The organism is Bradyrhizobium sp. USDA 241, assembly GCF_049739505.1.
In the GTDB taxonomy this organism is placed as follows: domain Bacteria; phylum Pseudomonadota; class Alphaproteobacteria; order Rhizobiales; family Xanthobacteraceae; genus Bradyrhizobium; species Bradyrhizobium liaoningense.
In genome coordinates, this window is record NZ_JBMGPZ010000002.1 from 985,812 (window position 1) to 1,012,806 (window position 26,995).

A 26,995-nucleotide genomic window follows, 5' to 3' on the forward strand; every position below is an offset into this window, starting at 1 on the left:
ATCCCGCATAGCTCGCAGCGGCATCACACCGACGTTTGCAAGCGATGCATCTTCCTGCGGGAAGATCGCACCACCACGGACGGCAAGACGACGGTCGAGTTCAGCTGCCGCCTGTTTCGTGCACCGATCGCGGAGACGGAGGTCGATCTGCTATGCACCAGCTTCGAGCATCACCGTCAATAGAAGGCTGGTCAAGGCGTTGCCTTGCGTGACGAATAGATGACGCCGCCGCTGGATTCCACCACCAGGCGCCCGTTCTCGTTTCTGATCTCTTCGATGCGACCGAGGCCGGGCACTTGTTGTCCCAGTACGGCCTCGATGACCCCGTTCGGGCCTTGCAGGATCGCAATCCCCTCATAGGCCTGGCGGACTGACCAGCCCTTGATCGTCTTGCGCGGCACCGACGTACGCTCGGACGCAGGCACCGAGCCCGTGAATTCGGGCGCCGCGACCGAAGCCATCATCGGTCCTTGCTGCGACGCCGGCTGCGATTGCGCCATCGCCGGCGCCGGAGCCTGGGCCTGAACCTGTGCCTGGGCAAGCTTGTCGAGCTTCGCCGTCGAGGACGAGCTCACCCGCTCGATCCGGTCCAGGTTCTCGGCAAATCTGCCGAAGCGATCATTCGTCGCCTTGCTCGATTGATCGACCGCAGTACGCAAGCCATCGAGATTTTCGGACACGCCCGACAACTGCCTGCGCAGTTGCGCCACGGTCTCGCGCAGGTTCCTGATCTCGGTATTGGTCGCAACGTTGTTCTGAGCGGGCTGGGTGGTGAGATAGGCGATCACGCCGGTGCAGGCGCAGACCACCAGCATGGCAGCGACCGCCAGAGTTGCGAGCGGTGCGACCCATGTCGGACGGGGCGGCGGCGGCTTCGCCACGATCACGGCCGGCTTGATCACGGCCGGCGCAGGTTTCGGGATCGCCATCTTGTCGAGGCGCGCCTTGGCACGAATGCGCTTCAGCCCCTCGAGAGCTTCCTTCGCGAGAGCTTCGTCGCTCGCCGCGGTCGATACACGCTTTGCGCTTGCAGCGGGCTTGTCCGCTCGCGTCGCACCATCCCTTGTATCGCGCGCCTCCGGAGCCGGCTTCGCCGCAGCGGAAGCATCCGCGGTCGCGTTGGGACGAGCTTGTCCATCGGACAACATATGAAATGCTCCGTTCGTTCGATGTGTCGAACGGTGACGTTATTTGCCGAAGCTTGCCTGAAACGTGTGCATGGAAAACTTTCCATAGCGCGCGATGCGGCGCTGCATGAGTCGGATCGCGTCATACACGCGGCGATAGTGCGACTCGAAAGACACACACTCGCCAAGATTTCACCAAGGTGGAGTCGTGTCGCCACAAGTGAGTCGACTTGTCGCATGTGGAAAGACAAGCGCCAGAGTCAATCCGGGGTTGAAGAGGGCTCGATTTGCAAGACCGTTGCTCTACTCAAAACAGCTGCAATTGCACGGGGATGCGGAACTTTACACCCGCCACGGTGCAAAACTAGTACCCACTTTTCTTGGAACGTGAGTCGTGATTCAAGGTCGGGATGATACCCGAAGCAAGAGAAGTCCACCTTTCGAGGAAAGATCGCAAGGTGCTTGAGGCGTGCTGTCGCTCACCGGTGACGTTGCAGCGCGATTTGAAGCGGGCGCGGATAGTTCTGTTGGCGGCGGATGGGCGCAGCACCCGGTCGATCGCCAAGGAAGTTGGGGTCCAGCCGCGGATTGTCAGCCTTTGGCGGCATCGCTATGCCGACCATGGCCTTGAAGGGCTGCAAGACAAGCCGCGGCCTGGCAAGCAGCCGATCTATACGAAGACGACCGACAAGCGGATTCTGAAGCTGCTGGATAAGCCGCCACCGCAAGGGTTTGCGCGCTGGACCGGCCCCCTGCTGGCCGAGGCGCTGGGCGATGTCGATGTCCAATATGTCTGGCGGTTCCTGCGCAGCCACAAGATTGACCTGGTGGCTCGCAAGTCCTGGTGCGAGAGCAACGACCCGAACTTTACGGCCAAAGCCGCCGATGTTGTCGGCCTCTATGTCGCGCCGCCGGCGAAGGCCATTGTGCTGTGCGTGGACGAGAAGCCCTCGATCCAGGCTTTGGAGCGAGCGCAGGGTTATCTGAAGTTGCCCAATGGCCGCGCCTTGACCGGCCAAAGCCACGATTACAAGCGGCATGGCACCACAACATTGTTTGCGGCGCTCGAAGTCGCCACCGGAAAGATCATCGCGACCCATTCAAAACGCCGGCGCCGCGTCGAGTTTCTCGATTTCATGAACAGCGTCACCGCGGCTTTTCCGAACCGCAAGCTTCACGTCATCCTCGACAACCTCAACACCCATAAAAAGAACGAGGACTGGCTCAAGGCCCACCCCAACGTGCAATTTCATTTCACGCCGACAAGTGCGTCATGGCTCAATCAGGTCGAAGTATGGTTTTCCATCTTGCAGGGGCAGTCGCTCAGCGGCACCTCCTTCACGAGCCTCAAGCAGCTTCAGGAACACATCGATGCCTACGTCAACGCATACAACGACAGAGCCGAGCCCTTCGTCTGGACCAAGAAAAAGGTCCGTCAACGCCGTTTCAAAGGCCGCCGTATCACTCAGCTCTGATTCCGGGTACTAGTTTGGAAACCAAATCAACTGATGCGATTGAATATACCAAGCAACAACCGGAAATGAATCAACAGCATCAAGCACGTGTAGCAACCGCTTTGCTGCGCACGCTTGATCGGAAATCGGCAATTGTTACGGTCCTACTCAAGTGATTCTCGCCAGTTGGCGAGGAGATCGACACAGTTCAGCAGTGTTCGGAAGCGATGAGCAACTTGGCGCAACTGATCTAGTACCCGGAATCAGAGCTGAGTGATACGGCGGCCTTTGAAACGGCGTTGACGGACCTTTTTCTTGGTCCAGACGAAGGGCTCGGCTCTGTCGTTGTATGCGTTGACGTAGGCATCGATGTGTTCCTGAAGCTGCTTGAGGCTCGTGAAGGAGGTGCCGCTGAGCGACTGCCCCTGCAAGATGGAAAACCATACTTCGACCTGATTGAGCCATGACGCACTTGTCGGCGTGAAATGAAATTGCACGTTGGGGTGGGCCTTGAGCCAGTCCTCGTTCTTTTTATGGGTGTTGAGGTTGTCGAGGATGACGTGAAGCTTGCGGTTCGGAAAAGCCGCGGTGACGCTGTTCATGAAATCGAGAAACTCGACGCGGCGCCGGCGTTTTGAATGGGTCGCGATGATCTTTCCGGTGGCGACTTCGAGCGCCGCAAACAATGTTGTGGTGCCATGCCGCTTGTAATCGTGGCTTTGGCCGGTCAAGGCGCGGCCATTGGGCAACTTCAGAGCTGGCCCCGCAAATTCGGACAGTAGCTTGAGTGGATTTTCTGCCTGACAGCGGCGAGGATTCTTGCTGCGAATCAGGAGCGAAGATGACGAAGAAGAGCCGCCGGACGCATTCTCCGGCATTCAAGGCGAAGGTTGCTTTGGCTGCGGTCAAAGGCGACAAGACACTGGCGGAGCTGGCGCAACTGTTTGATGTTCATCCGAACCAGATCACGATCTGGAAAAACCAGCTCCTGGAAGGCGCCGCCGGCGTGTTTGGGCATGACAAGACATCGGCCGAGACGCCGGTCGATTTGAAGGCGTTACATGCCAAGATCGGCGAGCTGGCGTTGGAAAACGATTTTTTGTCCGGCGCGCTCACCAAGGCGGGCCTGCTGAGCGCAAAGCGATGATCGACCGCGATCATGATCTTTCTATCGTGCGCCAGGCGAAGGTCCTGAAGCTGGCTCGCAGCACGGTCTACTATGAACCTCGGCCAGTTTCGGCCGAGGACCTTGCCTTGATGCGTCGGCTCGATGAGCTGCATCTCGATTATCCCTTCGCGGGAGCGCGTATGCTGCGATCGTTGCTGCGGCGGGAGGGCGTATACGCCGGTCGCCGCCACATCGCGACGCTGATGAAGCGCATGGGGATCGAGGCGGTCTATCGTCGCCCGAACACGAGCAAGCCGGCTCCGGGTCACAAGATCTACCCGTACCTGTTGCGCGGATTGAAGATCGAGCGGCCCGACCATGCGTGGGCAATGGACATCACCTACATTCCGATGCGGCGTGGCTTCGTCTATCTCGCGGCGGTCGTCGATGTGTTCAGCCGACGGGTCCTGGCCCATCGCGTCTCGATCACAATGGAGGCGGCCTTCTGCGTCGAAGCGGTCCAGGAGGCGTTGGCGAAGCACGGCAGGCCCGAGATTTTCAACACGGATCAGGGCAGCCAGTTCACCAGCCTCGAGTTCACCGATGTGCTGCTGGACGCGAAGATCGCCATCAGCATGGACGGCAAGGGCGCCTGGCGCGACAACGTGTTTGTCGAGCGGCTCTGGCGCACGGTCAAATACGAAGAAGTATATCTCCGCGCCTACGACAGCGTGTCCGAGGCGCGAGCGTCAATTGCCAAGTATCTGGCCTTCTACAATCAGGGACGCCCTCACTCGAGCCTTGACGGGCGCACGCCCGACGAGGCTTACTTCGGCACGCAAGCTATGGTGATGGCCGCATGACCGTCGCCGACGGTTTTGTCGTCGCTCTGGTCGGGCTACGCCCTCCCGACGCAACGACAAAACCGTAAAGCCCCGCGTTCAGCATAACCCGGCAGGAATCCACTTAAATCCAGCGGGGCGCTGTCCAAACAACCGGGGCCAGCTCTCTTCAGATAACCCTGCGCTCGCTCCAAAGCCTGGATCGAGGGCTTCTCGTCCACGCACAGCACAATGGCCTTCGCCGGCGGCGCGACATAGAGGCCGACAACATCGGCGGCTTTGGCCGTAAAGTTCGGGTCGTTGCTCTCGCACCAGGACTTGCGAGCCACCAGGTCAATCTTGTGGCTGCGCAGGAACCGCCAGACATATTGGACATCGACATCGCCCAGCGCCTCGGCCAGCAGGGGGCCGGTCCAGCGCGCAAACCCTTGCGGTGGCGGCTTATCCAGCAGCTTCAGAATCCGCTTGTCGGTCGTCTTCGTATAGATCGGCTGCTTGCCAGGCCGCAGCTTGTCTTGCAGCCCTTCAAGGCCATGGTCGGCATAGCGATGCCGCCAAAGGCTGACAATCCGCGGCTGGACCCCAACTTCCTTGGCGATCGACCGGGTGCTGCGCCCATCCGCCGCCAACAGAACTATCCGCGCCCGCTTCAAATCGCGCTGCAACGTCACCGGTGAGCGACAGCACGCCTCAAGCACCTTGCGATCTTTCCTCGAAAGGTGGACTTCTCTTGCTTCGGGTATCATCCCGACCTTGAATCACGACTCATGTTCCAAGAAAAGTGGGTACTAGGTCGTTTCTCAATCCGCTCCGCGAGGTGACCCGCAAGGCACCCGCCGGGCCTCACGCCAGTAAGCGTTCAGTATCGAGTTGATGTAGCAGGCCTGCGTGACGCAAGCACTGAATGCGTAGGGCTGCCCGCGAATATCGAAACCATAACAACGGTTCGCGGGAAGGAATGTCGTCAAACAGCATCGTTGCCGAGCCGGAGCATCACAACAACCAGCCGGCCGCAACAAGTGCGAAACAGGGGCGAAAGACTGATGTATATTATCGTTGATGATCGCGAGAGCGTCGCGAACAGCTACGTCGGAGGGCTCGTTCGCGAAGGTGTGTCGTCGATCGGCTTCTCTTCCGGAGAATTCTGGGACTGGCTGCAATCCGCGAGTGAATCGGATTTGGCAGCGGTGGACGCCTTTCTCCTCGGGGATTGCGATGCACGCGGAAGTCTGCCACGGGCGATGCGCAAGCGTTCCTCGGCGCCCATCATCGCCGTGAGCGGCCAGAAGATGCTCAAGAACACGCTGGAGCTGTTCGAATCGGGCGTCGACGACGTCGTGCACGTGCCGGTTCACCTGCGGGAGATCCTCGCCCGGACGGCCGCGATCGCGCGGCGCCGGGTAGGCGAGCTGCCGAGGCCCTGCGAGAGCAGGATTCAGGTCTTCTTCAACGGCCGTGACCCCGAGATCGCGGGCCACGCCCTCACCCTGCCCCGCCGCGAACTGCGCATTCTCGAATATATGGTCGCAAACCACGGCAAGTGGATCACAAAGACGCAGATCTTCAACGCGGTCTACGGCATCTTCGAGTCCACCTTCGACGAGAGCGTGATCGAGAGTCACGTCCGCAAGCTGCGCAAGAAGCTCCGCGACCGCCTCGGCTTCGACGCGATCGTGGCCCGACGCTACGTCGGATACCGCCTCAATATCCCGGCCGGCGAGACCCTCGACGAGCCGGTGCAGGAGCTCGACGAGGTCGGGATCCTCCTGAACAGAGCCCATGCCGCCCCGGCAGCCTATCCGGCCGGAAACTGACGCGGCAGGAGGCTGCCGCCAAACCTGCAACGGCCTCTGCGAGCAACTTCGCAGAGGCCGTTGTACTTTCAGCGGCAGAGGCGGCAGGACATATGCCTGCATTCGCGGCGCGACTATCGTGGCGCCGGCGTCAGCTGGCCATTTGGGGCGCGATCCTCCCGGAAACGCCGTTCCGGATGGCTTGCTCTACGGCTTCTGCTGGAATTCTTCCTTGGACACGTAGTTGAAGTCCTCCACCAGGACGTCCTGAACGATTTCAGCCTGCATCCGTTCGTTGACACGCTGCTTGATGGCCGTGGTCAGGATGGAGAGGTCGTAACGGGCGAGCTTCCTGAAATCGAGACGCTCGTCGGCATAGATCCTGCGAAAGGCCTCGTCGACGACGAACGGTTCCGGCGGAACGTTCAGCTGGTGCATGGTCCGCCCCTCGACGGTGTAGACGAAGCGCGCGACGATGTAGCCCTGCACATTGCCGTTCTCGACCATGGGCACGCTCAGTGCCCGCGTCTTCTGATATTGCAGCCCGTCGAGATATTCGTCCTTCGCCGGCAGCAGGCTGCCGTTCTCCTTCCAGTAGGCAACCGCATAGCTCGTGCCCGCGGTGAGGATGCATACCCACAGTCCGGCCAGCACCAGCCTGATCATTTTCCGTCCTGCGTTGCGCGACCGGTATAATCGCAGTGACGATGATGCTCGCGACCTCACGCACCGCATCGTAGTGCATTTCCAGAATGGAACGATTCCGCTCGAGCTTCTCGCGCAGGCGCTGGATCTCCTCGGTGATCTCGACTTCACCGCCGAGGTGCATCCGCGCCCGCATCAGGCGGACGAATTCGAGCATGCTCCGGCTCTTCCGCGCGCTGAAGTCGTCGAAATCGATCTTCCGACCCGTCGCGAGCGCGGCCGTCTCCTCCTCGACGATATTCGCGAGCCGGCGGATTGCGGCCAGCAGGCCGCGCACCTCGTCCGATCTCACCGCATCCGCGGCCTCGACCACGGCCTCGCCGCCCGCGATCGGCAGCAGGACGGGCAGCAGCGCATCGCTTGCTGCTGCTTCCGTCGTCATCATTTCGGTGTCCGCGACCGCCTGGTCCATCGTCATGGCCGCCGCACCTTCTTGTGCCTGCATCGGAAATTCACCCCTCAACTTCTGTCACCCGTTCGCAGATCATGATCCAGCCTTCCCCGCCGCGTCCGGTCCGGCCGGATGTGCGGCGGCGAGCTGCCTGGCAATGCCAATGCCCTTGCCCTTTGCCAGCTGGTTGCCAAGCTGCTCCGCAAGCATCGACTTCCAGACGCCGCCAGCCGTGCCCTTGCCAAACACCTCCTCCGACTCCTTCGGCAACATCGTCTCGACGAAGGTCTGGAGGATGAACGCTTCGAACTTGCGATAGACATCGCCGGATGCCGGCGCCTTGATCACCTGCACCGGCGGACCGTTCACTGCACCCAGCTGCGATTCCGAGACCTTCGCGGATTGACCGGCGGCAGCCTTGCCGATCTCCGCGTCCATCGTGGCGGCGAAGTCGGCATCGGCGGATTTCAAGGCGTCGAGCTTCGCGGTCGCCGCGCGCTGTGTCACGGGATCGGCGGCTTCGAGGACATCGAGAACGAGGTCGGGTGTCGCGGTCACGATCATATCTTGTCCCGGTTGGCTGGCCGTGGCATCCACGCGCGCACGGCAGGGTTTATTCCCGTCATCTCCTCGAGCGCGCGCTTCTCCGCGTCACGGAGCTTGTCGGCGAGCGCGGCCTTCGCGACCTCCTCGAGCTGCTTCACGCGGCGGCTTTCCGCGCGGACCTGGTCGAGCTGCTGCGCGGCCTGCACCTGCACCACGCGTGCGCCGACGCTCGTCCTGTTCAGGCGCCGCGCGATCGATTCGCTCGACGATCCCGCTGGCGCCCTGCCGTCGTTCAGGGCTCCGACCAGCCATGCCTGCTCGTCCTGCAGGCTGCGCTCCTGTTGCCGCAGTTGCGCGAGCTGCCATTCAGACAGCCGAAGCTGGAGCTTCACGAGCGAGACCATCCGGCCGAGCTTGTCCGCGCGCGACGTCATGACCGGGTCACTCCGCCAGCCACGACGAGACGCCGAGCATGAATTGCGTCAGCAGTTCGTCGCTGGTGAGATAGAGCAGCAGGAAGCCGCCGAACAGCACGAAGGGCACGGAGATGAAATAGACCGGGATCGCTGGCGTCAGCTTGTTGATCAGGCCGACCGCCAGGTTGACGATCACCGAATAGACGATGAAGGGACTGGTGATCCGCAGCGTCAGCACGAACGCTTCCGAGAGTCGGCCGACGAGCAGGTCGAGCGCCATGCTGCCACCAAGCTTGCTGCCGGGCTGCCAGACGTCGTAGGAGTTCATCAGCCCGCGCAGCACCTGCCAATGCTGGTCGGTCATGAAGAACAGCGTGGTGACGGCCGCCATGATCAGAGGCACCAGGGCCGGCGCCGGATCGGTGTCGCCGACCGGGGTGCCCGGGATGTTGCTGAGCCCGATCGCACTCGCCATCATGGTCGCCATGGTCTGGAGCGCGAGGAAGAACACGCGCCCGCCGAGCCCGATGACGCTGCCGACCACGAGCTCCGAGCAGATCAGGAGCGCCAGCGTCAGCGGTGCCGCGTTGTCCGTGAGCGGCTTCAGGACCGCGATCAGGATCGGTGTCAGCGCAAACGTCGTGACCAGCGCGACGAACAGGCGCACCTGGGGCGGAACGTTGACGCTGGAATAGCCGGGCACCAGCATCAGGCAGGCGCCGATGCGACAGAACACGATGAACGTCACCAGTACGCTGTCGGCGAGGCCGCTGATCACGATACGGCTCCGAGCGCCCTGATCTCGGCACTGCGCGCGACTTCGACATGCGACAGGATCGGCAGGGTCGGGAACACCCGCTCCAGGATCATCCGGACATAGGGACGGGCTTCGGGGGTCACCGCCAGCACCACGCTGGTGCCGTTCTCGGTGAATTTGCGGATCGCGGCGCTGGCTTCGGTCGCGAACTGCTCGATCAGGCGCGGGTCGGCGTCGAACTCGACGACATCACCCTTGGCATCGCGCTTCAGGCTCTGGTGGAACGCCAGGTCCCAGCGGTTGCCGAGACGGACCACGTTGAGCACGCCATTGTCGGAGAGGTCGCCGCAGATCTGCTGGGCAAGCCGCGTCCGCACGTGCTCTGCGACCTGCTCGGAGCGCCGCACATGGGGCGCGATCTCCGCGATCGCCTCGAGGATCAGATGGAGGTTGCGGATCGACACGCGCTCGGCCAGCAGGATCTTGAGGATCGTCAGCAGGCCCGAATAGGAGATCTGCGAGGGGCAGAGATCCTCGACAAGGCGCTTGTATTCGGGATCGAGCCGGTCGAGCAGCCCGCGCATGTCCTTGTAGGACAGAAGCTGGGCGAGGTTCGCCCTGATCACTTCGCTCAAATGGGTGAGCAGCACCGACAAATTGTCGACCGGCTTACAGCCCTGCCGCTTGACCTCGTCGGTGAAGGCTTCCGTCACCCACAGCGCCTTCATGCCGAAGGCAGGCTCGATCACCTCGTCGCCCGGCACGTCGGGCTTGCCGTCCTTGTCGACCAGCACCAGCACCTCGCCGAGCCTGAGCTCGCCATGGGCAACGCGCGTGTCATGGATCCGGATCTGGTAGCTCTTGGGATCGATCGACAGATTGTCGGTGAGCTTGATCTCGGGAATGACGAAGCCGTACTGCTTGGCAAACTTCTTGCGGATCTTGCCCACGCGGTGGGCGAGCTCGGTGCGCGAGCCCAAGAGATGGACCGAAAGGTGGCCGCCGAGCGCCAGCTCGATCTCGGCGGTCTTGAGCTGCTCCTTCACCGATTCCTTGGCCTCGGCCTGGGCGCGCTCGTCGGCCTTGGATGCCGCCTCCTTGCGCTCCCGCGCCGCCTGCCGCCTCGGCAGCGAATAGCCGACGAAGGCCATGACACCCCCGAGCAGCACGAACGGCGCCATCGGCAGCCCCGGCATCAGGGCCAGCACGAACATCATCAGCGCGGCCGCCGACACCGCGCGCGGATAGCCGCCGAGCTGCCGCAGCACCGCCTGCTCGGCCGAGCCCCTGGTGCCGCCCTTGGAGACCAGGAGGCCCGCGGACAGCGACACGATCAACGCCGGCATCTGCGACACCAGACCGTCGCCGACGGAGAGCTTGGTGTAGACGTCGGCGGCGCGGGAAAGAGTCAATCCGTGATGGGTGACGCCGATGACGATGCCGCCGAAGATGTTGATCGCAGTAATGATGAGGCCGGCGATGGCGTCGCCGCGGACGAACTTCGAGGCGCCGTCCATGGCGCCGAAGAACGCGCTCTCCTCTTCGAGCTCACGCCGGCGGCGCTGGGCTTCCTTGTCGTCGATCAGGCCGGCGGAGAGATCCGCGTCGATCGCCATCTGCTTGCCCGGAATGGCGTCCAGGGTGAAACGCGCGCCGACCTCGGCGATACGCGTCGCACCCTTGGTGATCACGACGAAATTCACCGTGACAAGGATCGCGAAAATGATCAGGCCGATGACGAAGTCGCCGCCCATGACGAACTTCGAAAAGCCGGCAACGACATGGCCTGCGGCCTGTTCGCCCTCCCCGCCCCGCGACAGGATCAGACGCGTCGTCGCGATGTTCAGCGCCAGGCGCAGGATCGTCGCGATCAGCAGCACGGTCGGGAAGGCCGAGAAGTCGAGCGGTCGCTGAATCCATAGCGCGACCATCAGAATCAGCGCCGACAGCGCGATCGAGAATGCAAGGCCGAGATCGATCAGGATCGGAGGAATCGGCAGGAACAGGATCGTGAGCATGGTCACGATGCCGGCCGCGAAGAAGGCGTCCGCTCCGAGGCGGCGCGGGCTGGGCAGGCTGGCAGCTAACGTATCGGCCATGGGTCACCGGCAGGAGGGTCCGCCCGCAATCTGCCGCGCAAAGCTTACGCGAGGGTGGTGCCGGGGCTGTCCGGATCAGAAGCCGTGCTCGATCCGCGAATAGACCATCTCGGTGAAGGTCGAGAGATGCGCGCCGATGAAGGAGCCCGAGACGGCAACGACCAGGAGAATGACGATGATCTTCGGAACGAAGGTCAGTGTCACCTCCTGGATCTGGGTCAGGGCCTGGATCAACGCGATGACGGTGCCGACCAGCATCGCGGCGCCGACCGCGGGGCCGGAGGCGACGATGATGGTCCAGATCGCGGCCTGGACGATATCGAGAGCGTCCCGCTCGTTCATGACTGGCTGATCGTGAGCCCGGGCCCGACGGCGACCTTCGTGCCGTCCGCGAGGGTCGCGATGGAGCCGTCGTTGTTGATGGAGACCGAAACGACCTTGCCGCTGAAACTGGCACCGGTCGAATCGGTGAAGCTGACCGTCTTCCCGATCAGCCCGTTGGCCTGCGACAAGGACTGCGAGGACAGCAGCGCGTCCAGCTTCGAATTCGTCTGCATTGCCTGCTCGACCGTCGAGAGCTGGGCGAACTGGCTCATATATTGCGAGGTATCCATCGGATTGGTCGGATCCTGATTCTTCATCTCGGCGATGAGGAGCTGAAGAAACGTGTTGTAATCCACGCTGTTGCTCGACGTCGGCGAGTTCGTGCTGTTCGAACTGGAGCCATTTCCGGTCGTGTCGGTTGCGCTGGTGACGTTCATCTGGCCTCTCCGCTGTCAGGCAGCCTCGAATGGGGAAACGGTGGCGGCGCCGGCCAGGATGGCCTGCTCCACCGGGAACAGCGCCCGAATTCGCTTGAGCGCTTCGAAGTAGCGGGTCGACCCGACCAGTTCGTCGATCGCGCCGAGTCCGTCGAGCATCTCGCGGTTCTCGCATACAGCACACAGGGCGGCGTGATGCTGCGCGTAGAGCGCCGCAGCGTCGCGGACGTCGGTCGGGTTCATCAGCATGAGCTGGACGATGAAATAGAGCTGCCGCAGCGCCGTGGTGGCGTCGGAAGCCTGCATGATCTGCCCTTCGAGCAGGAACATCACGTCGTTGACGAGCTCGACGGAGACCTTGCGGTCCACGCGAAGCACCGCGCCGTTGATGTAGATCCGCTCGCCCGCCCGCAAGGAAATCTTCATTAGAGCGCGTCTCTGATCAGGCGGTTGATCTCGATGAGTTGCTCCACGTCGTTCGACCTCTGCTCGCGAAGACGATCGGCTTCCTTCACGACCCACAGGCCGATCGAGATGATGTCGGCGCGCAGCTTGTCCGGCAGCCCGTTTTCCGGGTGCGCAAGATCTTCGATGAAGATCGTCCACAGCCGCCGCACATAGAGCAGGCTCTCGACCAGGTCCTCGGCGCTGAAGCGACCCTTCTGGATCCGCTCGAGCCGGTCGATTCCGAGAGTGAGCGCCTGCCGCTCGCGGCTTCGCGCCTCATAGCCACTTTCGTCAACGACGGCTTCATAGGCTTCAAACGTCATCAGGACCACTCTTCGCAGGAGACCGAACAACTAGACAAAGGTTACGAGGCTTCCAGGGGCAGCCTTGGCTCAGAGATAATTGATGAGGCTGATCTTCTGGAGCTGCGAGGTGAGCGCCAGGGCGGTCTGGATCTGGGTCTGCAGGGTGTTGACCCGGACCGAGGCTTCGGTCGGGTCGACCTTCTCCATACCGACGATCTGATTGTTCAGAATGTCCTGCTGCGTCTTGAGCTTTTCGGTTGCGGTGGTGATCCGCTGCTGAACCGTGCCGACGCTGCCGCCAAGCGCAGCGAGGTCCGTGATGGCTTCACCGACGAGGCCGATCGCCTTGTCCACGACGACCTGGAACGTCTCCTGGCTCAGGTTTACATTCCCGAGATCGGCCATCATGGTGTAGGCCTCGGCGAGCTTGCGGAAGCCGGCCTCGTTGGCGCTGACGGACGTATCGGCGATCTCGGTCGTCGAGATGCGGCTTTGCATGGTCTGGTCGGTGGCCGATGACCAGTTGGTATTCCAGGCCGGGCTCGCGAACTCGGCATCGAACGTGGTGTCGAGGAAGGTCTGCATCTGGGCCGGGGTAATGGTGCCCACGGCGGGCGAAGATTGCGCGAAGCCGAAGGTCGCGAGAAAATCGGCGTCGACCTGATTCTTGCTGGCCGAGCCGGCGGTATAGGCCGTGATCGGCGCGTTCTGCGTGTTGATGCCCGAGAACAGATACGAGCCGTTGTAGGAGACGTTCAAGGCCCCGATTAGATCCTGGAGATTGGAGGCCGCAGGCGGCAGGATGACCCGCCCGCCGCCGTCGGTGCTGCGGGCCGCGATCAGGTCCTTGAGGAAGTCCGTCGCCGTCTTGCTGAGCTGGGTGATGCGGTTCTGCGTCACGTCCAGGCGTCCCGCGACAAGCCCGTTGGTGTCGACGAGCTGATCGGCGAAGCTGAAGTCAGCCCGCAGCGTGAGGTCGCTTGCCGTCGTGGCACCAAGCTCGAGGCCAACGTCGTAGAAGCGACCGGTGGTCGCCTCCGTCGATGCCTTGCTCAGCGCAGCCTGGTTATTCGTGATCGAGGACCTCAAGGACGAGGACAGCATCAAGGTCGAGACGTAGTTTGCGCTCATCATGACTTAATTCCCTACGGCAGCCAGCAGGCTCTGCAGCATCTCATCGCCGGTCGAAATGATCTTTGACGAGGCCGAGTAGGTTCGCTCGACCTGGAGCATCAGCGCCATCTCGTCGTCCATGTTGACGCCGTTGACGTTCGACAACGCCGTAATGCTGCGGTTGAGCAGCGTGTTCTGGTACTCGGAGTTGTCGTTGGCGGTCTTGCGCTGGTTCTCGATCCAGCTCGTCGACGACGATGCGAAGTCGATCAGGTTGCCGCTCGGCTTGCCTTGCGTTGTTGGATCGAACGGCTGCGACGCATCCATGCCGTCGATGAGCTGCTGCAGCCGGGTCGAGTAGCCGCCGTTGCCCGCGGTGTTGTATTGGTAGGCGGGGTTGCCGCTGATCGCGCCGTCGCGCAGCAGGTTCGGGTTGCCGCCCTGGGCCGGATCGACCGATGCGGCGACCGAGATCGTGCCGGCGAGGCCCACCGAGACGGTGGCGCTCGCGGGCATGGCCGGCGCGCCGGGATAGGTGAACAGACCGGGGACGTCGGGCAGCGCCGCGGCGGTCTGATCGCTTTCCCTGAAAGTGTTGATCAGGCCGCGCGCGATTTCGTCGAGCTGGCTCTGATAGGTGACGGCGTCCTGGTCACGCAGCTGGGCGAGGCCCGCGAGCTTGCCCGACTTCAGCGGCATCACCGAATTGGCCCCGGTCACGGGGACGCCGTCGATGTAGACGGCATTGCCCGTGGTGCCGGCGGTGTAGGCATTCGTCGACGCAAAGCTCACGGTCCGCGCCGTCTTGTCGAACAGCACGACGCCGCTGTCGGCGTAAAGCGCAGCGTCGCCGTTAGGACGGATCGACATCGTGACGCCGACCTCCTGCGACAGCTGCGAGACGATGTTGTCGCGCTGGTCGAGGTAATCGGTGATGTCGTCGCCGGAGATCGTGCCCTTCACGATCGCGGTGTTCACGGTCTCGAACTGGGAGAGCAACTGGTTGATGTTCTGGACCGACGTCCTCATGTCGGCATCGGCGCCCTCGCGAACCGACTGCACGGTCCGGGTCGCCTGGTTCAGCGCGGTGGCCATGTCCTTGGCGGACGCGACCGCCGCCTGCGCCAGCGTGGTGTTGTCCGGGGCGTTGGCATATTTCTGCAGCGCCTGCTTCAGCGCATTGAGCTGCGCCGTCGGCGATTGATCGAGCTCGGGATCATCCACGGTCGATGCCGCGATCTTCTGGAGACCGTCATAGATCACGCTTTGCTTGGCGGACGCCGAGGTCGCGGTCAGGACGTTGGTGAACAGGCCGCCGCTCGCGGCGCGCTGGATCGCCGCGACATAGACGCCGGCATTTGGCAGATTGTCCAGCACGGCGATCTTGCGCGAATAGCCGGCAGCGCTGGCACCGGCGATGTTGCGCGAGATCGTCGAGGACTGAATGCCCGACGCCATGAGCGAAGCGCGAGCGGAGTCGAGAGCGGAGGTCAGGGACATGGGTTGCTCTTGCCCGGAATGGGCGCTGAAGAATTCAGCGCTTCAAGTTGACGACGACGTCGAGCAGGTCGGCACCGGTCTGGAACGATTTCGAGTTCGCAGTGAAGCCGCGTTGGGCCTCGATCATCCCGGTGAGTTCGTCCGCGAGGTCGACGTTGGAGGCCTCCAGGGCGCCGGACTGGATCGTGCCGAGCCCGCCGGTGCCGGCATTTCCCGCCTGCGCGTTGCCGGAATCCAGGTTGGTCGAATAGACGTTGCCCGGCTCGGGCGTCAGATTGTCGGGACTCGCGACGTCGGCAAGCATGATCGTGTAGAGCGTCAGCTGCTGCCCGTTCTTGAGAATCGCCGTCACGTGGCCCGCATCGTCGACGTCGACCTTGTCGATGGCCGAGGGAACGCTGCCATTGACGGTCGTCTTGAAGCTGAAGTCGGTTCCGACCTGCGTCATGTTCGACAGGTCCATGGTCAGCGCCGCACCGCCGGGGACGGTCACGGTGAGACCGGTCGGGCTCGCCGCGTCCAGCGCGCCCCTGCCGGCCGCCGTGGTGTCGAAGGTGAACGTGGTGGCGGCGCCGAGCGAGGTGCCCGTCGCGGAGTCATAGACCTGAATCTGCCAGGTATCCGAGCCGGCAGCCGTCGCCGTGTGGGACATATAGACGTCGAGCGTAACGGCCTGGCCGATATTGTTGTAGGCCACGATGGAGCTCTTCGATGAGTATGACGCCGGGCCGGGCGGACCGGCGATAACAGCCGCTTTCGGATCCAGGTTGCCGGTCGTGAGCGTTGCCGCCGTCGACGGCACAGGCACCTGCGGAACCTGAGCAACGTTGACGATCTGCATGCCGGACAGGCTGTTCTGCGAGAAGTTGGTCACGAGACCGGGCTGTCCTAGAAGATAGTAGCCGGCCGCGTTGACCAGATTGCCCTGGGCGTCTGGCACGAACGAGCCGGCGCGCGTCAAATATTGCTGCGTGTTGTTGGCGTTCGAGACCACGAAGAAGCCGTTGCCCTGGACGGCGAGGTCTGTGGTCGACGTGGTGAACTGCGTGTGTCCCGCGTCGCTGATGGCGTAGCGGACCGTGGTCTCGACGGCGCCGGAATCGTAATTGCCGGAGCCGCTCTTCAGGATCAGCGAGGAGAATTCCGTGGAAGCCCGCTTGTAGCCGGTCGTGTTGACGTTGGCGATGTTGTCCGAGACCGTCGACAGCTTGTTGGACTGCGCAGACATACCGGAAACGCCGGTGCGCATAACACCATACAGGCTCATGAATTAGGCTCCTTTGGTAGGTTGCAGCTACAATGGGGGGTCTTGCTTGCGCGGGGCTGATGATTGGAAGCGATGCACAACTTCATGTTGTCATGTCGTTTTCGGCTGACAGAACGAGCGCGCCTTGTCGGTCCACGCGCCGAAACCGCTCGATACGAGATGAGCGACGATGTGACAGACGTACCGCTTCTGCGCCGGCTGGTTGTTGGGACCGGCATTGTAGCGCGCGACTGCCATGGTCCAATTGCCTTCGCGCTGCTTCAGCTCCTTCAGGAAGCGCGCGGCGTAGTCGACGTTCCTGGCGGGATCGAACATCGCCCGTACCGAAGCGAACTTCTCGCCGTGGTAATAGTGGTTGATCTGCATGCAGCCAAGGTCGATGAGCTTTATCCCCTTGCTGCGCATCGTCTCGAAATTCGCGATTGCGTCATCCGTGTCCTTGGCGAACACGGTCTGGCCGTCGGCGCCGAGGGCGTAAGGATGCAGCGCGCCGCGCCGACCGGTCTCGGTGAGGCCGACGGCGTAGAGAATGCCGAGCGGAATCCCGTGCTGCCGAGCCGCGCGCGCCATCTCGCGTTCGCAGGGGCGCGCAATGTCGGCGGACGCCTGGGCAGCGCTCGCACTAGAGATAAACAGGGCCGCGACGATGATGCGGCGCCACGTCCTGATCATGACGCGTCTCCTGGTTGAACTGGCGCTCCTGCCGGGCCTGCTTCGCACCGCCATCGGATTGCCCCGATGACGTGCCGGCACCGCCGAACGTGCCTTGCGACTGCGACGAGGGCTGGTGCTGGCCCGAGAGCTGCGGCTGCGATTGGCCGGAGCCGCTCTGGAATCCGTCCAGCGAGCCGTGCTGGACCGGCGCGACGTCGGCGACGTAGCCCGCCGATTGCATGAGATCGCGGATCTGGTCGCGCTGCTGGTCGAGCATCTGGCTCGTGTCCTTGCGCTCGGCCGCAAGCTGGACGGACACTTCGGTGCCGACGAGACGCAGGCGCACGGTGACGTTGCCGAGCGCCGGCGGCTCGAGATTGACGGTCAGGATCCTGAGCGGCTGATCCGGCGCATTGGTCTGGGAAGCCGCAAGGTGCGGCGCAGCCGACGCCGCCGGTGCCGAGGACTCCTTGAGCTCGGCGACGACTGCATTGGCGACCTGTTGCGGGGCGTTGAACTGCGCTGGCGGCAGATGGGTCTCCTGCTGGACCACGGTGACCTTGGTCGTCTCGGGCAGTGCGGCGCGCGCCGAGGCCTTGGCGGCGCGCTCGACATTGGCCGTGACCGCCTCGAAGCCCGCTGATGCGGGCATTGCACTCGAAGCCTCCGTGCCTTGCGTCGGTGCCGATTGAGCCGCGCTCATCGCTTGCGAAGCCGTAGCCTGCGAGCGCGCGGCGGCGGGAGCGACACCGGATGGGGCGGTGTCGACCGTCGCCACCTTCGCCGCGCCCGTGCCGGAAGCCTCGCGCTTCGTCGTGGAGGACCGCTCGTCGCGGGCGGGTCCGTCCTTGTCGGCGGACGGCAATTGCAGCTGCGTCTTCACGGCAGGCGCGGCAGCGATCTCCTGCCCGACCACCACGGCAATGCCCGATTGACCCTGGACGTCCGCCCCGGCAGCTTGATCCACCGGTCGTAGTTTCTCCGACGACCTGTCGGCCTTGTTGTCGGAGGGTTCCTCTGTGGCCTCTGGTTCCTCGGATGCTGCGATGAGTTCGCGCACCGTCGCGTCCTTCGGCTTCTCCTGCTCGTTGGAATGGGCCAGGCGCGTGCGCAGCGTTCCGGTCTTCGCGGTCGTGTCGCCGGCACCATCGCTCAGTGCCTGCTTCGCGAGATTCGAGACGGTGTGGAGCAGATCGTTGAACGACGAGTTTGCCTGCGATCTGGTTCCGGCGCTCTTTGCGGATCGTGAAGTCCCGCGCACGTTGAGGCTCTCGGCGAGACCCGAGAAGAGCTGTCCGGAGGTTCCACTGAGCTTGGTCATGGACGGCGGGTCCTTGGTAAGGAGTTCGAGCTCGCCGAGCTGCTTCTGCGCGCGCGCGAGCGTCACGGTCGATGAGGACAGATCGAGCCTCGCCGGCGTAGCCGGAGGCTTGTCGGCAGCCGCAACGGATCCGCCCGCGAACGGCTTGCGGACGTCGAGCGCGAGCTGCACCGTGGCATTCAGAAGGGGGACGTCGCGCTCGGGCAGCTTCGACCGGTCGAGCGCCTTCAGCTCGGCGAGACCGCCGTCATATTCGTCGGTGAGCACCCGCGAGGCGCCGCGGAAGAAATGGGCCCGCTCGCGATCCGCCGAGGCGTCGGCGCTGAGCGCCAGCGCCCGTTCGCCGGCAAGCCGGGTCACGGCCAGCCGTCCGCGCACCATCGCGGCGCGCGCGATCACGAGGTACAGCTTGAGGCGGCTCGCACGATCGATCTGCTCCAACAGGGCCGTGATCCGTGCAAAACGGCGCTCGTCGAGCGCCAGGCTCGACTGCGTCAGCCCCGTGGAGAATCGCTGCCAGAAATCGCCGGCATAGATCGAGTTGCGGTAATGGCGGATATAGGCCAGCGTCAGGAACTCGAACTTCTCGAAATCCTCCGCCTGACCCACCAGCAGGATCTCGCGCCGCAGCGCCGCCTCCTCGACGAGCGTGCCGGGCGACAGCAGGCGCGCATCGTCCAGACGCTCGATCGCGAGCGATGCCTCGGCGCGCGCGAACAGCGCGCCCTGGACCAGCGCGACCTGTCCGCCTAGTACCCACTTTTCTTGGAACGTGAGTCGTGATTCAAGGTCGGGATGATACCCGAAGCAAGAGAAGTCCACCTTTCGAGGAAAGATCGCAAGGTGCTTGAGGCGTGCTGTCGCTCACCGGTGACGTTGCAGCGCGATTTGAAGCGGGCGCGGATAGTTCTGTTGGCGGCGGATGGGCGCAGCACCCGGTCGATCGCCAAGGAAGTTGGGGTCCAGCCGCGGATTGTCAGCCTTTGGCGGCATCGCTATGCCGACCATGGCCTTGAAGGGCTGCAAGACAAGCCGCGGCCTGGCAAGCAGCCGATCTATACGAAGACGACCGACAAGCGGATTCTGAAGCTGCTGGATAAGCCGCCACCGCAAGGGTTTGCGCGCTGGACCGGCCCCCTGCTGGCCGAGGCGCTGGGCGATGTCGATGTCCAATATGTCTGGCGGTTCCTGCGCAGCCACAAGATTGACCTGGTGGCTCGCAAGTCCTGGTGCGAGAGCAACGACCCGAACTTTACGGCCAAAGCCGCCGATGTTGTCGGCCTCTATGTCGCGCCGCCGGCGAAGGCCATTGTGCTGTGCGTGGACGAGAAGCCCTCGATCCAGGCTTTGGAGCGAGCGCAGGGTTATCTGAAGTTGCCCAATGGCCGCGCCTTGACCGGCCAAAGCCACGATTACAAGCGGCATGGCACCACAACATTGTTTGCGGCGCTCGAAGTCGCCACCGGAAAGATCATCGCGACCCATTCAAAACGCCGGCGCCGCGTCGAGTTTCTCGATTTCATGAACAGCGTCACCGCGGCTTTTCCGAACCGCAAGCTTCACGTCATCCTCGACAACCTCAACACCCATAAAAAGAACGAGGACTGGCTCAAGGCCCACCCCAACGTGCAATTTCATTTCACGCCGACAAGTGCGTCATGGCTCAATCAGGTCGAAGTATGGTTTTCCATCTTGCAGGGGCAGTCGCTCAGCGGCACCTCCTTCACGAGCCTCAAGCAGCTTCAGGAACACATCGATGCCTACGTCAACGCATACAACGACAGAGCCGAGCCCTTCGTCTGGACCAAGAAAAAGGTCCGTCAACGCCGTTTCAAAGGCCGCCGTATCACTCAGCTCTGATTCCGGGTACTAGGCCCGAGGGAATCGTCCGCGGCTTGACGTCCTTGAGCAGCTCCCGCGCGTCGTCCTGACGACCCTCGACATAGGCGAGCGCACCATTGAACAGCCGCTCGTCGACGTTCATCCTGTCGCGCGGCAGCTTGCGGACGACTTGCGGCGCACCGCCGCTGAGCAGGTAGATGACCACGGCCTGGCTGTTCTGCGGATTGCTCCACACGGCGGGATCGGCCGCGAGAAACTTCTCGCCGATCTGCCGGATCAGCGCGATGTGGCTGCTGTGCGCGGCGGTGTCGCCGTTGGCGATGCCGTCCTGCACCGCCTGTAGCGCACGGACGAGCTCATAGGGCTCGCCGGACTGGGGCGCAGGCTGGGCAAGCGCGCTCGCCGCCGTGAACGGCAGCAGCAGCAAGGCGGCGCGGCGCAGCAGCCTGATCAAGGGCGTTTCTCCCGGATCAGGATCTCGATCCGGCGGTTCTGTGCGGCCGCCGGATCGTTCGGAAGCTTCGGCCGCCGGTCGGCGTAACCTTCGATATGCTCGATCCGCCGCGCATCGACGCCGGAGCGAACCAGCATGTAATAGGCCATCTGCGCACGGGCAGTCGACAGCCGCCAATTGTCGTAGGTTTCCGAACGATACGGCCGATTGTCGGTATGGCCGCGCACGATGATCATGCCCTGGCGTTTCGTCAGCAGCGGCCCGATCTTGTCGATCACGCGGATCAGCTCGGGCCGCGGCTCGGCCGAGCCGACCGCGAACATGCCGAAGCTCGCATCGTCGGTCAGGCTGACCAGGAGACCTTCCTCGACCTGACGCACCTCGGCCGCCGGCCCCGCCCCCGCTTTGATATCCGACAGCGCGTCCGCGATCGCGGACTGAAGCTGCTTGAGGGTCGGCTGCTGCGTTTGCGCCGCATCGCGCGGTTCGGACTCCTTTGCCGTGTCGTTGGGACGCGCCTGGGGGCCGGCATTGGCTTGAACGCCAGACTGGGCGCTGCCCTCGCGCGAGGATTGCGTGGGTGCGGGGCCCGGCGGCAACAGGGGCGACAGGCTTGCGGACGGACTGTCCGCGTTCGGAGCCACGCTTCCGCCGGCCTCTTCCGCCTTGGCACGGCGTGCCTGCGGCTCGCCCGGGTTTGGTCCGGCTGCACCGTCGCGCGCGGAGGCATTCGGCTTGGGCTCGCTCTCGATGAAACGATCGGCGTCCTTGGACGCCTGCGGCGCCAGCCTCCAATAGCCGGGATCGAAGGGATCGCGGTAGGCGTCGCCGCCCTTGAGGCCCTCCTCTTCGACGGACGTCAGAGCGCCGGCACGCCGCTGACCCGTGGACTGGTTCGCGCTGTTGGCGATCTCCGCGAGCGTTGCATAGGGATCGCGGAACAGGACCTTCTCCTCGTAGGAGGCCGGCTTCTCGGCCGTCGGAGAGTCACCGCGACGTTCTTCGTTCGGCCCGGCCGGCTGACGCTTGCCGTCCTGGCCTTCGAACGAGGACGGCTCCTTCTTGGAGAGATCCTTGAGACCCTTTGGAGCAGGCGCGTTCTCCGCGAGCTTGATCGGGTTGAAATAGCTCGCGACCACCTGCTTCTGGTCCTGGTTGAGCGCATTGAGCAGCCACATGACCAGGAAGAACGCCATCATCGCGGTCATGAAGTCCGCATAGGCGATCTTCCAGACGCCGCCATGATGCGCCTCCTCGGCGAAGGCGCTGCGCCGGCGGACGATCACGATCTCATGCTTGACCTCTTCCATGGCGGACTACCGGCGCGCTTCCTTGAGGCGTTCACTCCAGGCGGAGATCTGCGTCTCGATCACGGTCTGGTCGGCCACGACGCGGACCTCGAAGGTATCGGCGGCCTCGTACGCGATGCCGGTTCGCCTGGAAGCCTCGAGCTGCGTCTTCACGAGGTCGAGCAGCTCGCTCGGGCCCGTGACCTTGAAGACCGGCACCGGTGAACCGCCGGTCAGCACCGCAATCTGCTCGACCAGTGACTCGATTGCCTTGTTGCGCACCGCCTCGGTGAGGAACGGCAGCAATATCCGCGCAACGGAGCTTGCGATGTTGCTCTCGATCTCCCGGCAGGCCGCCTCGAAGCCGCCGACGATCGCGACCGCCTGCTGGTCGGACCATTTGGCCCGCTCCTCTCCGAGCCGGATCGCGCCGCGGACGCGCTCCTCCGCCAACTTGGCCTCGCCCTCCGCGACGCCGGCGGCATGGCCTCGCCGATAGGCATCGTCCAGGAGGTTGGCGGGCGGAGCTTCCGTCGCGGGCGCCGGAGGCGGCGCCTGTAGCTGCGGTTGCTGCTGGGCCTGGGGCTGCGGTTGAGGTTGCGGCTCGCGCCGGGCTTCCTTCGACCTCGTCAGCACGTCCTGGATTTTCGCCGACGGAGGCGGCGACGACTTGACCCGGCCATTCGCGTCGAACTGCGTCAGGAGTTTTCCGATTGCCGCGTTCATGCCGCCTCCTCACGTCGCATCCAGTCTTTAAGGATCGCAGCCGCCTGCATCTGATCGAGCCGGACGATCTGCTCCAGCCGCTTCTGCGGCGTTCGCTGCATCTTGCCTTCGAGGTCCTCGACGAGATTGAGCTCGGCCTCCTCGCTGTCGGGCAACGCAAGGGCCGCCGCAGCCTCGATTTGGGCGGCCTCAGCCGCCTCGGCCTGCTCCTGCTCCGCGCGATGGGTCAGAATGCCGTTGACCGCGGGCCGAAGCCCGAACCAGACCAGCATCGCAGCAACCGCCAGGATCGTCACTGCATTGATGACGCTGCCGAGCTGCTTGTTGATCATCTCGACGAAGCTGATCGGGGGCACCGGCGCCAGCTCACGCGATCCCTCGATGAAGTCGACCGCCGTCACCTGGATCTGGTCGCCGCGCGTCTTGTCCAGTCCGCCCGCCGTCGCCGCGAGCTGACTGATCTCTGCAAGCTTGCTGTCGACGATGGCCTGGTTGCTCTTGTCGCCGAGATCGGCGACCAGCCGCGCACGGTTGACCAGGACGGCGATGAAGAGCTTTTTGACCGAATAGCCGTCGCTTACCGTCGTCGTGGTCTTGGACGAGACCTCGAAATTGGTGACGTCCTCGCGGCGGCTCTTGTCCTCGCTGGAGTTCTTGCCGCCGCCGGCATTCACCTGCTGGTCGGGAAGATTCTGCTGCACCGTGGTCGGCGTCGAGCGGTCGGCGTTCTGCGACGATTCCTTCTCGCGCACGTTCCGGACCGATCGTTCGGCGCGGCTCTCGGGATCATAGACCGTCTCGTTGATCTGCCGCTTGTCGGTGGAGAGCTGCGGCGCAACGCTCACCTCGAAATTGTCGAGGCCGAGATACGGCGTCAGCGCCTTGCGGATATTCTCCTGCACCATGCCGCCGACCGTCTTCTGAAGGCTCGCCATCTTGGTCGGCGCGGCGCTCGCCTCGTCCTCTTCGGCGAGCAGCATCGATCCGTCGGCGTCCAGCACCGTCACCTTGTCGCGGCTCATGCCGGGGATGGCGGCGGCGACGAGATGACGGATCGACTGCGCCGTGCGCGCCTCGATCGCGCCGTCGGTGCGCAGCACGACCGAGGCCGATGGCGGCTGCTGCGTCGCGCGGAACGAGCCGCGGACCGGCAGCACGATATGCACCCGCGCCGCCTTCACGCCCTTCATCAGTTGCACCGTGCGCGCAATCTCGCCCTCCAGTGCGCGGAGCTTGGTGACCTCCTGCATGAACGACGTCAGGCCGAGCGAGCCGATCTTGTCGAACAGCTCGTAGCCGGAGTTGGCGCTGGTCGGCAGCCCCTTCTCGGCAAGCAGCATCCGCGCCTGCATGGTCTGGCTCGGGCGCACCGAGACCGCATCGCCGGCGGTATTGACGTCGAACGCGATGTTCTGCTCGCGCAGCGCAGCGCCCATGCGCGTCACATCTTCGCGTGTGAGGCCCGTATAGAGCGTCTCGAACTCCGGGCGGCTGATAATAGGTACCGCCGACGACGGTGACGAGAACGGCAAAGCCGATCAGTCCCAAGGCCATCAGGCGTCGCGGCCCAAGCTCCAGCAGATTGTTGAGCAGTTGCTGTATCTGCGCACGACTGAGCATATGACCTCGTACCAATGCGAACGTACAGGACACTCAGCTGCCAACCTTGTCTGAAGGTTGCGCGAGGCCGCGAATGTGTCAGTTCGCTGGCGGGGCGTTGCAATTTTGCAAGAAGCCAGGACGACGTAATCCGTTCGGCGGCCACAAGCCGACGCTCGGGCGCATGGCAGCGCCATCGGCTGCGGCTTATTGCATGAAGTCTGGCGTCGGAAGGTCGATGTCGGCGTGTTGTGTGCCGTCGCATCCGCCGATCATGGCGGGGACCGTGCTCCCTGAGGGAGCACGGTCGTTTCGAAAGCGCCGCTTAACCGCGGAACAGCGACAGGATGCTCTGGCTGTTCTGGTTGGCGATCGAGAGCGCCTGAACGCCGAGCTGCTGCTGGGTCTGCAGAGCCTGGAGGCGGGTCGATTCCGCGTTCATGTCGGCGTCGACGAGCTGGCCGACACCGCGGTCCACGGAGTCCATCAGGGTCTTCACGAACTCCGAGTTGGTCGAGATGCGGTTCTTGACCGCACCGAGATCGGCAGCGGCCGAGCTCACCGAGTTGATCGCAGCGGTGACCTGCGCGATGTAACCATCGAGCGTGGTCTGGTCAGCCGCGGAGTCGGTCAGCGCGGAGATGTTGATCGTATCGACCGACGCGCTGCCGCTCACCGTGTCCAGAATGCCGGTCTGCGTGGTCGAGTACAGCGTGTAGTTGGCAGTCGTCACCGTGATGGAGCCGATGGTGGGCGTGCCGCCGACACGCGAATACGACGATACGAGATTGAAGCTCGTCGGAGTGGTACCGGTCGTCGTGCTCAGCCAGTTGATGCCGTTGAAGGTGGCCGAATTGGCCTTGAGCTTCATATCCTGCTGGATCTGGGTGATGTCGGCCTGGATCTTGGTGCGGTCGATACCCGCGGTCTTGGCTTCGACCAGCAGCGCCTGCAGCTTGGTCAGGCCGGATTCCTTGTCGCCGATCACCGAGGTCAGAGCGGTATATTCGGTGTCGACGGTCGCGGCCGACAGACCGAGCGAGTCGGAAACGGCGGAGAGCGCGGCGTTGTCGGAGCGCATCGACGTCGCGATCGACCAGTAGGCGGCGTTGTCCGAAGCGGTGGCCACGCGCTGGCCGGTGGAGATCCGGTTCTGGGTGGTGGCGAGTTGCGCGCTGACAGACCGCAGGGTCTGGAGCGCGGTCATGGCGGAGGAGTTGGTGAGAAGACTAGAACCCATTTTGATGTCCCTTTGAAGATTGAATCGAGCTTGGGGGACATACCGGGCTTGCACCGGTACGACAGGGCGGCGTCATGCCTTTGGGCTTCCCGCAAACGCGGGTTCAAGGCCCAATCTGTCGTAACGGCGAGGTTAGCGAGCGAAGCTTGTGCGAGGCTTGTGGCGCTGTGCTCCAGCGGCAACAGGGAGCCGAAATGACGGCGTACGCGTGGCGTCACGCCCCAATGAAAGGGCCGCGCTTCGCGAGAAGCGCGGCCCTCCTCCGATGACTTGAGCCTTAGCGGAACAGCGACAGGATGCTCTGGCTGCTGTTGTTGGCGATCGAAAGCGCCTGAACGCCGAGCTGCTGCTGAACCTGAAGAGCGGCCAGGCGGGTCGATTCCGCATTCATGTCCGCGTCGACGAGCTGGCCGACACCGCGATCAACCGAGTCCATCAGCGACTTCACGAACTCCGAGTTGGTCGAGATACGGTTCTTGACGGCACCGAGATTGGCGGCGGACGCGGCCACCGAGTTGATGGCGGTCGTGACCTGCGCGATGTAGCCATCGAGCGTGGTCTGGTCAGCTGCCGAGTCCGTCAGCGCGGAGATGTTGATCGTGTCGACCGACGCACTGCCGCTGACGGTGTCCAGAATGCCGGTCTGCGTGCTGGAGTAGAGCGTGTAGTTGGCGGTCGTCACGGTGATGGAGCCGATGGTGGGCGTGCCGCCGACGCGAGAGTACGACGACACGAGGCTGAAGCTCGTCGGTGTGGTGCCGGTCGTCGTGCTCAGCCAGTTGATGCCGTTGAAGGTCGCGGCATTGGCCGTGCTCTTCATCTGTTGCTGGATCTGGGTGACGTCCGCCTGGATCTTGGTGCGGTCGATACCGGCGGTCTTGGCCTGGACCAGCAGCGACTGGAGCTTGGTCAAGCCGGAGTCCTTGTCGCCGATGACCGTGGTCAGGGCGGTGTACTCCGTGTCGACGGTCGCGGCCGACAGACCGAGCGAGTCGGAGACGGCGGAGAGCGCGGCGTTGTCGGCGCGCATCGAGGTGGCAATCGACCAATAGGCGGCGTTGTCCGAAGCGGTGGCCACGCGCTGACCGGTGGCGATTCGGTTCTGCGTGGTGGAGAGTTGCGAACCCACAGACCGCAGGGTCTGGAGTGCGGTCATGGCAGTCGAGTTCGTAAGCAGGCTTGACATTGCGAATGTCCCTTTTTTGTACGCGATACATTTTCACGAGGGGACATACCGGG

General features: G+C 63.5%; 24 protein-coding genes and 6 pseudogenes. 6 read left to right on the forward strand and 24 right to left on the reverse strand.

The features are described from left to right. Positions 1-9 precede the first annotated feature (9 nt). Positions 10-183 (forward strand): annotated as a pseudogene (locus ABIF91_RS05605) (MarR family transcriptional regulator); the annotation flags it as partial. Between the two features lie 8 nt (positions 184-191). Here ABIF91_RS05605 and ABIF91_RS05610 read toward each other — a convergent pair. Continuing rightward, positions 192-1,148 carry a hypothetical protein gene (locus ABIF91_RS05610; RefSeq protein ID WP_028182380.1) on the reverse strand — a complete coding sequence of 319 codons (957 nt, stop codon included), beginning with the start codon at positions 1,146-1,148 and terminating at the stop codon, positions 192-194. 389 nt (positions 1,149-1,537) lie between these two features. Between ABIF91_RS05610 and ABIF91_RS05615 the strand changes: the two genes are divergently transcribed. Next, positions 1,538-2,602 (forward strand): IS630-like element ISRj1 family transposase, encoded by a 1,065-nt coding sequence (locus ABIF91_RS05615; RefSeq protein ID WP_026192128.1) that lies wholly within the window; start codon positions 1,538-1,540, stop codon positions 2,600-2,602. Between the two features lie 242 nt (positions 2,603-2,844). Here the strand turns inward: ABIF91_RS05615 and ABIF91_RS05620 are convergent. Then, a pseudogene (locus ABIF91_RS05620) lies at positions 2,845-3,348 on the reverse strand (IS630-like element ISRj1 family transposase); the annotation flags it as partial. 74 nt (positions 3,349-3,422) lie between these two features. Here ABIF91_RS05620 and ABIF91_RS05625 point away from each other — a divergent pair. Further along, positions 3,423-4,552, forward strand: a protein-coding gene (locus ABIF91_RS05625) for an IS3-like element ISRj2 family transposase (RefSeq protein WP_129557670.1) whose coding sequence is annotated in 2 segments (ribosomal slippage) — positions 3,423-3,675 and positions 3,675-4,552 — 1,131 coding nt in all. Because the reading frame shifts where the segments join, the coding sequence is not laid out codon by codon here. 146 nt (positions 4,553-4,698) lie between these two features. Here ABIF91_RS05625 and ABIF91_RS05630 read toward each other — a convergent pair. Next, positions 4,699-5,277 (reverse strand): annotated as a pseudogene (locus tag ABIF91_RS05630) (IS630-like element ISRj1 family transposase); the annotation flags it as partial. A 297-nt stretch (positions 5,278-5,574) separates the two neighbouring features. Here ABIF91_RS05630 and ABIF91_RS05635 point away from each other — a divergent pair. Further along, positions 5,575-6,345, forward strand: a complete 771-nt coding sequence (locus tag ABIF91_RS05635; RefSeq protein ID WP_348522440.1) for a winged helix-turn-helix transcriptional regulator — start codon at positions 5,575-5,577, stop codon at positions 6,343-6,345. A 186-nt stretch (positions 6,346-6,531) separates the two neighbouring features. Here the strand turns inward: ABIF91_RS05635 and ABIF91_RS05640 are convergent, their stop codons facing one another. After that, on the reverse strand, positions 6,532-6,990 hold the full coding sequence (locus tag ABIF91_RS05640) for a hypothetical protein (protein ID WP_035670256.1): 459 nt from the start codon (positions 6,988-6,990) through the stop codon (positions 6,532-6,534). Between ABIF91_RS05640 and ABIF91_RS05645 the strand changes: the two genes are divergently transcribed. Beyond that, positions 6,938-7,519: a hypothetical protein gene (locus tag ABIF91_RS05645; RefSeq protein ID WP_424578797.1), complete on the forward strand. Its 582-nt coding sequence runs from the start codon at positions 6,938-6,940 to the stop codon at positions 7,517-7,519. The two genes, ABIF91_RS05640 and ABIF91_RS05645, sit on opposite strands and share 53 nt — an antisense overlap. Here ABIF91_RS05645 and ABIF91_RS05650 read toward each other — a convergent pair. From ABIF91_RS05650 to ABIF91_RS05715, 14 genes and pseudogenes are all read right to left on the reverse strand, one after another. Next, complete coding sequence (locus ABIF91_RS05650; RefSeq protein WP_035670254.1) at positions 7,514-7,984, reverse strand: rod-binding protein; 471 nt, start codon at positions 7,982-7,984, stop codon at positions 7,514-7,516. The genes ABIF91_RS05645 and ABIF91_RS05650 overlap by 6 nt on opposite strands. Then, positions 7,981-8,400: a hypothetical protein gene (locus tag ABIF91_RS05655; RefSeq protein ID WP_284282808.1), complete on the reverse strand. Its 420-nt coding sequence runs from the start codon at positions 8,398-8,400 to the stop codon at positions 7,981-7,983. Before ABIF91_RS05655 ends, ABIF91_RS05650 begins: the two co-directional genes overlap by 4 nt. A 7-nt stretch (positions 8,401-8,407) precedes the next feature. Further along, the gene (fliR, locus tag ABIF91_RS05660; RefSeq protein ID WP_035670248.1) at positions 8,408-9,160 is read right to left on the reverse strand and encodes a flagellar biosynthesis protein FliR; all 753 of its coding nucleotides are present in this window, start codon (positions 9,158-9,160) and stop codon (positions 8,408-8,410) included. Continuing rightward, positions 9,157-11,238 carry a flagellar biosynthesis protein FlhA gene (gene flhA / locus ABIF91_RS05665; RefSeq protein ID WP_284282809.1) on the reverse strand — a complete coding sequence of 694 codons (2,082 nt, stop codon included), beginning with the start codon at positions 11,236-11,238 and terminating at the stop codon, positions 9,157-9,159. The genes fliR and flhA overlap by 4 nt, the downstream gene beginning before the upstream one ends. A 75-nt stretch (positions 11,239-11,313) precedes the next feature. Then, positions 11,314-11,580, reverse strand: a complete 267-nt coding sequence (fliQ, locus tag ABIF91_RS05670) for a flagellar biosynthesis protein FliQ (RefSeq protein WP_027572776.1) — start codon at positions 11,578-11,580, stop codon at positions 11,314-11,316. Continuing rightward, the gene (gene flgD, locus ABIF91_RS05675) at positions 11,577-11,999 is read right to left on the reverse strand and encodes a flagellar hook assembly protein FlgD (RefSeq protein ID WP_284282812.1); all 423 of its coding nucleotides are present in this window, start codon (positions 11,997-11,999) and stop codon (positions 11,577-11,579) included. The genes fliQ and flgD overlap by 4 nt, the downstream gene beginning before the upstream one ends. Positions 12,000-12,014: 15 nt before the next feature. Further along, positions 12,015-12,425 (reverse strand): flagellar biosynthesis repressor FlbT, encoded by a 411-nt coding sequence (gene flbT, locus ABIF91_RS05680; protein WP_035670239.1) that lies wholly within the window; start codon positions 12,423-12,425, stop codon positions 12,015-12,017. Further along, entirely contained in the window at positions 12,425-12,769 is a 345-nt protein-coding gene (gene flaF / locus ABIF91_RS05685) for a flagellar biosynthesis regulator FlaF (RefSeq protein ID WP_035670236.1), read from the reverse strand. Before flaF ends, flbT begins: the two co-directional genes overlap by 1 nt. Positions 12,770-12,838: 69 nt before the next feature. After that, complete coding sequence (locus ABIF91_RS05690; RefSeq protein ID WP_424578798.1) at positions 12,839-13,885, reverse strand: flagellar hook-associated family protein; 1,047 nt, start codon at positions 13,883-13,885, stop codon at positions 12,839-12,841. 3 nt (positions 13,886-13,888) lie between these two features. Further along, entirely contained in the window at positions 13,889-15,364 is a 1,476-nt protein-coding gene (flgK, locus tag ABIF91_RS05695) for a flagellar hook-associated protein FlgK (protein WP_284282813.1), read from the reverse strand. 34 nt (positions 15,365-15,398) lie between these two features. Continuing rightward, positions 15,399-16,631: a flagellar hook protein FlgE gene (locus tag ABIF91_RS05700; protein WP_035670227.1), complete on the reverse strand. Its 1,233-nt coding sequence runs from the start codon at positions 16,629-16,631 to the stop codon at positions 15,399-15,401. 90 nt (positions 16,632-16,721) lie between these two features. Beyond that, complete coding sequence (locus ABIF91_RS05705) at positions 16,722-17,303, reverse strand: transglycosylase SLT domain-containing protein (protein WP_035670224.1); 582 nt, start codon at positions 17,301-17,303, stop codon at positions 16,722-16,724. After that, entirely contained in the window at positions 17,254-18,606 is a 1,353-nt protein-coding gene (locus ABIF91_RS05710; protein WP_035670222.1) for a flagellar hook-length control protein FliK, read from the reverse strand. The genes ABIF91_RS05705 and ABIF91_RS05710 overlap by 50 nt, the downstream gene beginning before the upstream one ends. A 9-nt stretch (positions 18,607-18,615) precedes the next feature. Next, positions 18,616-19,359, reverse strand: a pseudogene (locus tag ABIF91_RS05715) (chemotaxis protein); the annotation flags it as partial. A 42-nt stretch (positions 19,360-19,401) separates the two neighbouring features. On the opposite strand from ABIF91_RS05715, the gene ABIF91_RS05720 reads away from it, so the two are divergent. Then, positions 19,402-20,466, forward strand: coding sequence for an IS630-like element ISRj1 family transposase (locus ABIF91_RS05720; protein WP_026192128.1), 1,065 nt, complete (start codon positions 19,402-19,404; stop codon positions 20,464-20,466). 10 nt (positions 20,467-20,476) lie between these two features. Here ABIF91_RS05720 and ABIF91_RS05725 read toward each other — a convergent pair. The 6 genes and pseudogenes from ABIF91_RS05725 to ABIF91_RS05750 form a co-directional block, all read right to left on the reverse strand. Further along, a pseudogene (locus tag ABIF91_RS05725) lies at positions 20,477-20,902 on the reverse strand (chemotaxis protein); the annotation flags it as partial. Continuing rightward, entirely contained in the window at positions 20,899-22,212 is a 1,314-nt protein-coding gene (locus ABIF91_RS05730) for a MotB family protein (RefSeq protein ID WP_035670216.1), read from the reverse strand. The gene ABIF91_RS05730 and the pseudogene ABIF91_RS05725, both read right to left, overlap by 4 nt. 6 nt (positions 22,213-22,218) lie before the next feature. Beyond that, the gene (locus ABIF91_RS05735) at positions 22,219-22,917 is read right to left on the reverse strand and encodes a hypothetical protein (RefSeq protein ID WP_035670213.1); all 699 of its coding nucleotides are present in this window, start codon (positions 22,915-22,917) and stop codon (positions 22,219-22,221) included. Beyond that, positions 22,914-24,537, reverse strand: a pseudogene (gene fliF / locus ABIF91_RS05740) (flagellar basal-body MS-ring/collar protein FliF). Before fliF ends, ABIF91_RS05735 begins: the two are co-directional and overlap by 4 nt. A 304-nt stretch (positions 24,538-24,841) precedes the next feature. Next, positions 24,842-25,756 (reverse strand): flagellin, encoded by a 915-nt coding sequence (locus tag ABIF91_RS05745; RefSeq protein ID WP_035670210.1) that lies wholly within the window; start codon positions 25,754-25,756, stop codon positions 24,842-24,844. A gap of 277 nt (positions 25,757-26,033) precedes the next feature. After that, the gene (locus ABIF91_RS05750) at positions 26,034-26,942 is read right to left on the reverse strand and encodes a flagellin (protein WP_035670207.1); all 909 of its coding nucleotides are present in this window, start codon (positions 26,940-26,942) and stop codon (positions 26,034-26,036) included. Between the last annotated feature and the right edge of the window lie 53 nt (positions 26,943-26,995).